The organism is Streptomyces sp. NPDC127190 (genome assembly GCF_042672505.1).
Lineage (GTDB): Bacteria > Actinomycetota > Actinomycetes > Streptomycetales > Streptomycetaceae > Streptomyces.
In genome coordinates this window covers 211,154-219,875 of record NZ_JBHXVE010000014.1, presented here as the reverse complement: position 1 = coordinate 219,875, position 8,722 = coordinate 211,154, and the positions used below count along the sequence as shown (strand labels likewise).

Here is an 8,722-nt window from a genome sequence, read left to right as displayed (position 1 = left end):
CCTCCCCCACTCTCGGCTCCGCTCGAGCGGGGGGACCCCCATGAGCAGGGGGCACCCCCATGACCCCGCTCGGGTCGGCCGAGAAGGCACCGCCAGCCGAAGCCGACCTGATCCGAAAGAAATGCCCTAGATGACCAGGGACAGCAGCAGGACCAGACCGCCGCCGACGACCGAGATGATCGTCTCCATCACCGACCAGGTCTTGACGGTCTGCCCGACGCTCAGCCCGAAGTACTCCTTCACCAGCCAGAAGCCGGCGTCGTTGACATGGCTGAAGAAGAGCGAGCCGGCGCCGATGGCCAGGACCAGCAGGGCGGAGTGGGTCGTCGACATGTCCGCGGCGAGCGGGGCCACGAGACCCGCGGCCGAGACGGTCGCCACCGTCGCCGAACCGGTCGCCAGCCGGATCGCCACCGCGATCAGCCAGGCCAGCAGCAGCGCCGGGATCGACCAGTCCTTGGAGATGTCCAGGATCATCTGGCCGACGCCGCAGTCGATGAGCGTCTGCTTGAAGCCGCCGCCCGCGCCGACGATCAGCAGGATGCCGGCGATGGGCATCAGGCCCTTCTCCACCGTCTGCTGAAGCCGGTCCCGGGTGAAGCCGGCGGGCCGGCCCAGCGTGAAGAAGCCGACGAGCACGGCGGCGAGCAGCGCGATCAGCGGGGAGCCGATCACGTCGAAGACGCGCTGGGTCGAGTTCGCGGGGTCGTCGTAGACGATGTCCACCAGCGCCTTGGCCAGCATCAGCACCACCGGCAGCAGCACGGTGGCCAGCGTGGCACCGAAGCCGGGACGGCGCTCCAGCTCCTCCGAGGCGCGCTGCGGCAGCATGCGGTCGGGGGCCGGGACGTCCACCCAGCGGGCGGCGACACGGGAGAACAGCGGACCGGCGATGATCACGGTCGGTATCGCGACCAGGATGCCGAGCGCCAGCGTGACACCCAGGTTGGCCTTGACCGCGTCGATCGCGACCAGCGGGCCGGGGTGCGGCGGGATCAGGCCGTGCATCACGGACAGACCGGCCAGCGCCGGGATGCCGATGCGCATCAGGGAGTAGTTGCCGCGCTTGGCGACCATCAGCACCACCGGGATCAGCAGCACGATGCCGACCTCGAAGAACAGCGGCAGACCGATCACGGACGCGATCAGCACCATCGCCCAGGGCATCGCACGGCCCCCGGCCCTGGCGAGGATCGTGTCCACGATCTGGTCCGCACCACCGGAGTCGGCGAGCAGCCTGCCCAGGATCGCCCCGAGCGCGATCAGGACGCCGACGCCGGCCACGGTGGCGCCGAGCCCGGTGGTGAAGCTGGTGATGGCCTTGTCGAGCGGTGCTCCGGCGACCGCTCCGAGCGTCAGCGACCCGATGGTCAGCGCCAGGAAGGCATGAAGCTTGAACTTGGTGATGAGCAGGACGATCACGGCGATGCCCACCAGCACGGCGATGCCCAGCTGGGCGTGTCCGGCGGAGGTGATGGGCGCAGGTGCGTCCGCTGCCAGCATCTCGACGCTGAGTCTGGTCACGGGGGTTCCTTGCGGTTACGGGGGACGGTGATGAGGTGTTACTCGGATGCGAGGGCGAGCGAGTCCAGCGCCCGCACGGCGCGCTCGGTGATCTCCTCGGGGCTGCCGCTGACGTCCACGGCGACACCCGCCTCGTCCGGCTCCAGCGGCTGGAGCGTGGCGAACTGGGAGTCCAGCAGCGCGGTCGGCATGAAGTGGCCCTGCCGCGCGCCCATCCGGTCCTCGATCAGCTTCCGGTCGCCCGTGAGGTGCACGAACACGATCCCGGGAGCCACGGCCCTGAGCCGGTCGCGGTACGACCGCTTCAGCGCCGAGCTGCTCACCACCCCGCCGAGCCCGGCCCGCCCCTCGGCCCAGTGACCGATGGCGTCGAGCCACGGCCACCGGTCGGAGTCGTCGAGCGGGACGCCGGCCGACATCTTGTCGATGTTGGCCGCCGGGTGGAAATCGTCGCCCTCGGCGTACGGGACGCCCAGCCGCGCGGCGAGCAGGGGACCGATCGTGGTCTTGCCCGTCCCCGCGACGCCCATCACGACGACGACCTGGGGGGTACGCATGACTGCCTCGCTGTCTTCCTCGACATCCGACGCCACTTCGGCGTCGCCACACTGAAACCCATTAGGTACGACGAATTCAAGAGACTGTGATGAATAAGTCTGACTTTTTGGCTCTGTGATCCAGGCCGTACGCTGAGTGCATGAGCACACCGGGCCGGGGGCTGCACGGCCATGTACTGGACACCCTCGGCCCCGCGATCACGGCGGGGGAGTACCCGCCGGGCAGCGTGCTGCGCACCGACGAGCTCGCGCAGAAGTTCGAGGTCTCGCGCTCGGTGATGCGCGAGGCCGTCCGGGTGCTGGAATCCATGCACCTGGTCGAGTCCCGCCGCCGGGTGGGCGTCACGGTCCGCCCCAAGTGCGAGTGGAACGTCTACGACCCGCAGGTCATCCGCTGGCGGCTGGCCGGCGCCGACCGCCCGCACCAGCTGCGCTCACTGACCGTGCTGCGCTCCGCGGTCGAACCGGTGGCAGCGGCCCTCACCGCGAGAAACGCCACGGCCGAGCAGTGCGCCGAACTCACCGAGTGCGCTCTCGGCATGGTCGCCAACTCCCGGGGCCACCGCCTGGAGGAGTACCTCGTCCACGACATGGCCTTCCACCGCGTCATCCTCAACGCCTCGGGCAACGAGATGTTCGCCCGCCTCGGCGACGTGGTCGCGGAGGTGCTGGCCGGCCGCACCCATCACGAGGTCATGTTCGAGGACCCCGACCCGGCCGCCGTCACCCTGCACGTCCAGGTGGCCGAGGCGGTCCGCGCGGGCGACGCGGCCCGCGCCGAGCAACTGACCCGCGAGATCACCGTGGGCGCCCTCCACGAACTGGACATCCTGGCGCCCTAGGAGGGGCGGGGCTACTCCAGGAAGTCCCCGTCGACGTACACCCACGCGCCGTCCACCCGCTCGAAGCGGCTCCGCTCGTGCAGCGAGCCGCCCCGGTAGGAGGCGCGGAAGGTCACCGTGCCCGTGCTGTGGAACGCGGAACCGTCGCTCGTGTCCAGGATCTCCAGCCCCGTCCACCTCATCCGCGGATCCAGCTCCAGCCCCTCGGGCCGGGTCCGCGGATGCCAGGTGCGCAGCAGATACCCCGCGTCCCCCTGCACGAACGCGCTGTACCGCGACCGCATCAGCAGCTCCGCGGTCGGCGCCTGCGCGGAGCCCGTGTGGAAGCGGCCGCAGCAGGCGGCGTACGGCTGGGGCAGTCCACAGGGGCAGGAGCGCGAGGTCATGGCCCCCATTCTGCCCGCACCCGCGGCCCGCCCCGCGCCCCGTCCGGATTTCACCGACAAGGAGGCATCCGCGCCCGGCGAGGTGCACAGTGGGAGAGGAAGTGCGCCGCGCAGCACAGTGAGGAGAGACGGACGATGACCGGACCCCTCCACCACCGGCCTCCGGCCGTCAAGGAATGGCGGCTCAACCTGTACCTGTCCGAGCACGACCCGGACACCACCGCCCGGATCATCCTGGACACCGGGGACAACGTCATGGAGAGCCACGCGGAGGCCCGCCGCAACCCCTACGACCCGGACGTCCCCGAGATCGGCGACGAACTCGCCGCCGGACGCGCCCTGATCGCCATGGGCCGCCGGCTGCTGCGCGCCGCCGACGGCGACATGAAGGCCGTCGGAGCCACCGACACCGAGGCGCCCGGGCCGCTCTGGATGCAGCGGGAGTGAGACGCGCGGAGGGGGCGGTCCGGGAATCAGCTGCCCGCCTTTCGTAGAAAGCGGCGCAGCCGGGTCAGCGGCCAGGTGTTGATCACATCGTCCCCGGTGAGCCAGCCCCGCTGGGCCGTGCCCACCCCGTACCGCAGCTGCGCCAGGTGCGGCACGGAGTGGGCATCGCTGTTCACCGCGAACTTCACGCCGTACCCCCGCGCCCGCAGGATGTCCTCGTCGCACAGGTCCAGCCGGTCCGGCTGGGCGTTGACCTCCAGTGCCGTGCCGGTCCGCGCGCACGCCGCGAACACCTGGTCCCAATCCGCGTCCACCCCCGGCCGCCTGCCGATCAGCCGGGTGGTGGGGTGCCCGATGACATGGACGTACGGGTTCTCGCACGCCCGCACCAGCCGCCGGGTCATCGCCGCGCGGTCCAGGTCGAAGTGCGAGTGCAGCGAGGCCACGCACAGATCGAAACCGGCCAGGAACTCCTGCGGCCAGTCCACCTCGCCGTCCGGCCCGATGTTCAGCTCCGTGCCGTGCAGCAGCCGCATCCGGCGGTGCCTGCCGTCCAGCTCCCGCACCCGCTCCCGCTGCGCGAGGACCTTCTCCTCGGTCATGCGCTGCATGTACAGGTTCGGCGCGTGGTCGGTGACCGCGTAGTAGGCGTAACGGCGTTCGGCGGCCGCCGCCACCATCTCCTCCAGCGGCGCCAGACCGTCCGTCAGATCGGTGTGCGTGTGCAGGTCGCCGCGGATGTCCCGCTCGGTCACCAGCTCCGGCAGCTCCCCGCGCAGGGCCGCCTCGATCTCCCCGCGGTCCTCCCGCAGCACCGGCGGGATCCACGGCAGCCCGAGCCGCGCGTACACCTCCTCCTCGGTCCGGGAGGCCAGCGACTCTCCGCTCTCCGCGTCGAACAGCCCGTACTCGGACAGCTTCAGCCCCATGTGCACGGCGATGGTGCGCGTACGGATGTTGTGCGCCTTGGAGCCGGTGAAGTACTGCATCCCGGCGCCCCAGGACTCCGGCGGCAGCACCCGCAGATCGACCTGGAGCCCCTTGGTGGTGCGGATCGACGTCTTCTTCGAGCCCCGCGCGATGACCTCCGCGGTGGCGGGCAGCTCGCACAGCGCCGCCATGAACGGCTCGGACCTCTTCGCCGCGACGATGACGTCCAGATCCCCGACGGTCTCCCGCATCCGGCGCAGCGAGCCGGCGTAGGCGCACCGCGTGCACCCGGAGACCCGGGACAGCGCGGCGACGATCTCCTCCGCGGTGTCCAGGGCCGGCGGCAGCGGCACCCGGGCGCCCGCCTGCCGAAGCAGCTCGATGCCGTGCCGGATGTTCTCCTGCGTCTTCTCGCCGAACCCCTTCAGATCGGCCAGCGCGTCCGCCTCGATCGCCGCGGCCAGCTCGTTCACCGACGAGATGTGCAGATCCTCGTACAGCCGCAGCGCCTTCTTCGGACCCAGCGTCGGGATCGTGATCAGCTCCCGCACCCCGGCGGGGATCTTCGCCCGGCGCTCCTCGACCACCGCCATCTTCCCGGTGCGCAGGTACTCGGCCACCTTGTCGGCGATCGACCGGCCCACGTTCGGGATCTCTCTGAGGCCGTCCTCGTCCAGCGTGGAGATGTCGGCCGGATACCCGCCGATGGCACGCGCCGCCTTCTCGTAGGCGCGCGCCTTGAAGGCGTCGCCTCCCGTGATCGCCACGAGGTCGGCGTACTCCCGCAGAAGCGCCTCGACCTCGTCGTTGGGCCGGGCCACCCCTCAAGTCTAGGAAGCCCGGCCCACCGGGGCATGCAAAAGGCCCCCGCCGAAGCAGGGGCCTTGCTGGTGTCCGAGGGGGGACTTGAACCCCCACGCCCGATAAAGGGCACTAGCACCTCAAGCTAGCGCGTCTGCCATTCCGCCACCCGGACAAGGTGTCTGTCGTGCGAGTTCCTCCCTCTCGGCGGGTTTCCCTCGCGGCGACGAAGAGAACATTACCAGGCTTCCGGGGGTGCCTGATCACCCCCGGTCCCGGGGCCGTGCAGCGTGAACGGCATGTGACGGGCCGGTCCCCGTCTTGGGCCGGTGCCGGTGCCGGAGAGAGGATGAGGGGGACCCACCAGCAGTGACAGCGGGAGGAAGCACGTGAGCGACACGGACACGGCCAGGGGCGTCACCGGTGAGGACGAGGTCGTGGACCTCTGCCGCGAGCTGATCCGGTTCGACACCAGCAACTACGGCGACCACTCCGGGCCCGGCGAGCGCAAGGCGGCCGAGTGGGTCGCCGAGAAGCTCGCCGAGGTCGGGCTGGAGCCGGAGATCTTCGAGTCCCACCCGGGCCGCGCCTCGACGGTGGCCCGCATCGAGGGCGAGGACCCGTCCCGGCCCGCGCTGCTGATCCACGGCCATCTGGACGTCGTACCGGCCAACGCCGCCGACTGGACCCACCACCCGTTCTCCGGCGAGGTCGCGGACGGGTGCGTGTGGGGGCGCGGCGCCGTCGACATGAAGGACATGGACGCCATGACCCTCGCGGTCGTGCGCGACCGGCTGCGCAGCGGCCGCCGCCCCCCGCGGGACATCGTGGTCGCCTTCCTCGCCGACGAGGAGGCCGGCGGCACCTACGGCGCCCGCCACCTCGTGGACCACCACCCCGAGCTGTTCGAGGGCGTCACCGAGGCGATCAGCGAGGTCGGCGGCTTCTCCTTCACCGTGAACGAGCAGCGCCGGCTCTATCTGATCCAGACGGCCGAGAAGGGCATGCACTGGATGAAGCTGACCGTGGCCGGCACCGCCGGGCACGGTTCGATGATCCACCGGGACAACGCCATCACCGAGCTGTCCGAGGCCGTCGCCCGGGTCGGCCGGCACCGGTTCCCGGTGCGCGTGACCAAGACCACCCGGGCCTTCCTGGACGAGCTGGGCGACGCGCTCGGCACCGAGCTGGACCCGGAGGACATGGAGTCCACCCTGGCCCGGCTCGGCGGTATCGCCAAGCTGATCGGCGCGACCCTGAGCAACACCGCCAACCCGACCCAGCTGAACGCCGGTTACAAGGTCAACGTGATCCCGGGCGAGGCCACCGCGCACATCGACGGCCGCTTCCTGCCCGGCTACGAGGAGGAGTTCCTCGGCGACCTCGACCGGCTGCTCGGCCCGCGGGTGCGCCGCGAGGACGTGCACGCCGACAAGGCGGTGGAGACCGACTTCGACGGACCGCTGGTGGCTGCGATGCAGTCCGCGCTGCTGGCCGAGGACCCCACCGCCAAGGCGATCCCGTACATGCTCTCCGGCGGCACCGACGCCAAGTCCTTCGACGACCTCGGCATCCGCGGCTTCGGGTTCGCCCCGCTCAAGCTGCCCCCGGAGCTGGACTTCGCCGGCATGTTCCACGGCGTGGACGAGCGGGTGCCGGTGGACGGCCTCCAGTTCGGCGTGCGGGTGCTGGACCGCTTCATCGACGCTTCGTGAGGCTCTGCCCTGGAGTAATCGGCCGCGCGTACGACACCGACTGAGAAGAGTGAATCCGACCATAAGCTCGTAGCTCCATTACTCCCTCCTCGTTACAGGTGATGCGAACCCCGCACCTTGGGATCGCATTTGCCAACGAGGAGGAAGTAATGATCAAGAAGGTCGTCGCTGCTGCGGCTGCCACCGGTGGGCTGGTTCTCGCGGGCGCGGGCCTGGCCGTCGCCGACTCGGGTGCCCAGGGGGCCGCCGTGCACTCCCCGGGTGTCGTCTCCGGCAATGTCGTCCAGGTGCCCGTCCACGTCCCGGTGAACGTGTGCGGCAACACGATCAACGTGATCGGGCTCCTGAACCCCGCCTTCGGCAACACCTGCATCAACAAGTGACGCCGGCTCCCTGAGGGGGCCGCTGTCCCGAAGGGCGTCTTTTGCGAGCCGTCGGCCCCGGAGCGCGCGCCATGCGCTCCGGGGCCGACCGGCCTTTTCTCACAGAACATCGAAGGCAGGGGGGAACTCAGCATGCGACAGGGCACCCGCAAGGGTCTGATGACCATGGCCGCCGCGACCGGTGTGATCGCCGCCGCGAGCGGCTACGCCCACGCCGACTCGGCGGCGGCCGGCTCCGCCACCGGATCGCCCGGCGTCTTGTCCGGCAACACGGTGCAGGCGCCGGTGCACGCGCCGGTGAACGTCTGCGGCAACACCGTGAACGTCGTCGGACTGCTCAACCCGGCGGTGGGCAACAGCTGCGCCAACCACGGCCAGGACACCTCGGGGGGATACGGCGACTCGGGCGGCCACACCGGCTCCGGCGGCTCGCACGCGGGCGGCCACACCGGCGGCTCCCCGGGCGTCGGCTCCGGCAACACCGTGCAGGTACCGATCGACGTCCCGGTGAACGTGTGCGGCAACAGCGCCAGCGTCATCGGCGTCGGGAACGCCACCACGGGCAACGACTGCGCCAACGGCGGCGGCCACCAGGCCCAGCCCCCGGGTGGCGGCAACGGCCCCGGCAACCCGCCGGGCCAGCCCGGTCACCCGGGGCAGCCGGGACATCCGGGTCAGCCCGGTCACCCGGGCCACCCCGGTCAGCCGGGACATCCGGGTCAGCCCGGTCACCCGGGCCAGCCCGGGAAGCCGGGTCAGCCGGGGCACCCCGGCACGCCCCACCAGCCCGGCGGACCGGGGACCCCGCCCGCCCAGGGCGGACACACCCCGCACGGCTCCAGCCAGGTCAGGGAGCAGGGCGGCGGCTCCGCGCAGTCGCTGACCGACGGCCAGCTCGCCCACACGGGCAGCGACCTGCCGCTGGGACTGGCGCTGCCGGCCGGCGCGGGCGCGCTGCTCGCGGGCGCGGTGCTCTACCGCAAGGCGCGGGCGGGCGTGTAGCACGGCGGACCGCACGGCGGTGAACGGAGCGGGCCCCGCCATGCCGGCGGGGCCCCCGCCGGCCGGGGTTGAAATGTTGAGCCACACCCCAGGGGGCGCCCCAACGGGGGTTTTAGCCGCCCCCCCACCACCTGA

At 71.3% G+C, this 8,722-nt stretch carries 9 protein-coding genes and 1 tRNA gene; 5 read left to right on the top strand and 5 right to left on the bottom strand.

All coding sequences use genetic code 11. The features are described 5' to 3' along the window. Window positions 1-126: 126 nt before the first annotated feature. Window positions 127-1,524, bottom strand: a complete 1,398-nt coding sequence (locus ACFVIU_RS22640; RefSeq protein ID WP_385844577.1) for a GntP family permease — start codon at window positions 1,522-1,524, stop codon at window positions 127-129. A 38-nt stretch (window positions 1,525-1,562) separates the two neighbouring features. Then, window positions 1,563-2,081 carry a gluconokinase gene (locus ACFVIU_RS22635; protein ID WP_385844576.1) on the bottom strand — a complete coding sequence of 173 codons (519 nt, stop codon included), beginning with the start codon at window positions 2,079-2,081 and terminating at the stop codon, window positions 1,563-1,565. A 140-nt stretch (window positions 2,082-2,221) separates the two neighbouring features. On the opposite strand from ACFVIU_RS22635, the gene ACFVIU_RS22630 reads away from it, so the two are divergent. After that, window positions 2,222-2,923, top strand: a complete 702-nt coding sequence (locus ACFVIU_RS22630; RefSeq protein WP_385844575.1) for a FadR/GntR family transcriptional regulator — start codon at window positions 2,222-2,224, stop codon at window positions 2,921-2,923. An 11-nt stretch (window positions 2,924-2,934) separates the two neighbouring features. On the opposite strand, the gene ACFVIU_RS22625 is transcribed toward ACFVIU_RS22630, so the two are convergent. After that, window positions 2,935-3,309, bottom strand: a complete 375-nt coding sequence (locus ACFVIU_RS22625; protein ID WP_385844573.1) for a YchJ family protein — start codon at window positions 3,307-3,309, stop codon at window positions 2,935-2,937. Window positions 3,310-3,444: 135 nt separating this feature from the next. Here ACFVIU_RS22625 and ACFVIU_RS22620 point away from each other — a divergent pair, with 135 nt between their 5' ends. Next, window positions 3,445-3,756 (top strand): dsRBD fold-containing protein, encoded by a 312-nt coding sequence (locus ACFVIU_RS22620; RefSeq protein WP_385844572.1) that lies wholly within the window; start codon window positions 3,445-3,447, stop codon window positions 3,754-3,756. Window positions 3,757-3,782: 26 nt separating this feature from the next. Here the strand turns inward: ACFVIU_RS22620 and polX are convergent, their stop codons facing one another. Continuing rightward, the gene (polX, locus tag ACFVIU_RS22615; RefSeq protein ID WP_385844571.1) at window positions 3,783-5,507 is read right to left on the bottom strand and encodes a DNA polymerase/3'-5' exonuclease PolX; all 1,725 of its coding nucleotides are present in this window, start codon (window positions 5,505-5,507) and stop codon (window positions 3,783-3,785) included. 67 nt (window positions 5,508-5,574) lie between these two features. Continuing rightward, window positions 5,575-5,662, bottom strand: a tRNA-Leu gene (locus tag ACFVIU_RS22610). A gap of 214 nt (window positions 5,663-5,876) precedes the next feature. Between ACFVIU_RS22610 and ACFVIU_RS22605 the strand changes: the two genes are divergently transcribed. From ACFVIU_RS22605 to ACFVIU_RS22595, 3 genes are all read left to right on the top strand, one after another. Beyond that, window positions 5,877-7,202 carry a M20/M25/M40 family metallo-hydrolase gene (locus ACFVIU_RS22605; RefSeq protein ID WP_385844570.1) on the top strand — a complete coding sequence of 442 codons (1,326 nt, stop codon included), beginning with the start codon at window positions 5,877-5,879 and terminating at the stop codon, window positions 7,200-7,202. Window positions 7,203-7,351: 149 nt separating this feature from the next. After that, window positions 7,352-7,585, top strand: a complete 234-nt coding sequence (gene chpH, locus ACFVIU_RS22600; RefSeq protein WP_158919457.1) for a chaplin ChpH — start codon at window positions 7,352-7,354, stop codon at window positions 7,583-7,585. A gap of 132 nt (window positions 7,586-7,717) precedes the next feature. Then, complete coding sequence (locus ACFVIU_RS22595) at window positions 7,718-8,587, top strand: chaplin (RefSeq protein ID WP_385844569.1); 870 nt, start codon at window positions 7,718-7,720, stop codon at window positions 8,585-8,587. Window positions 8,588-8,722 lie beyond the last annotated feature (135 nt).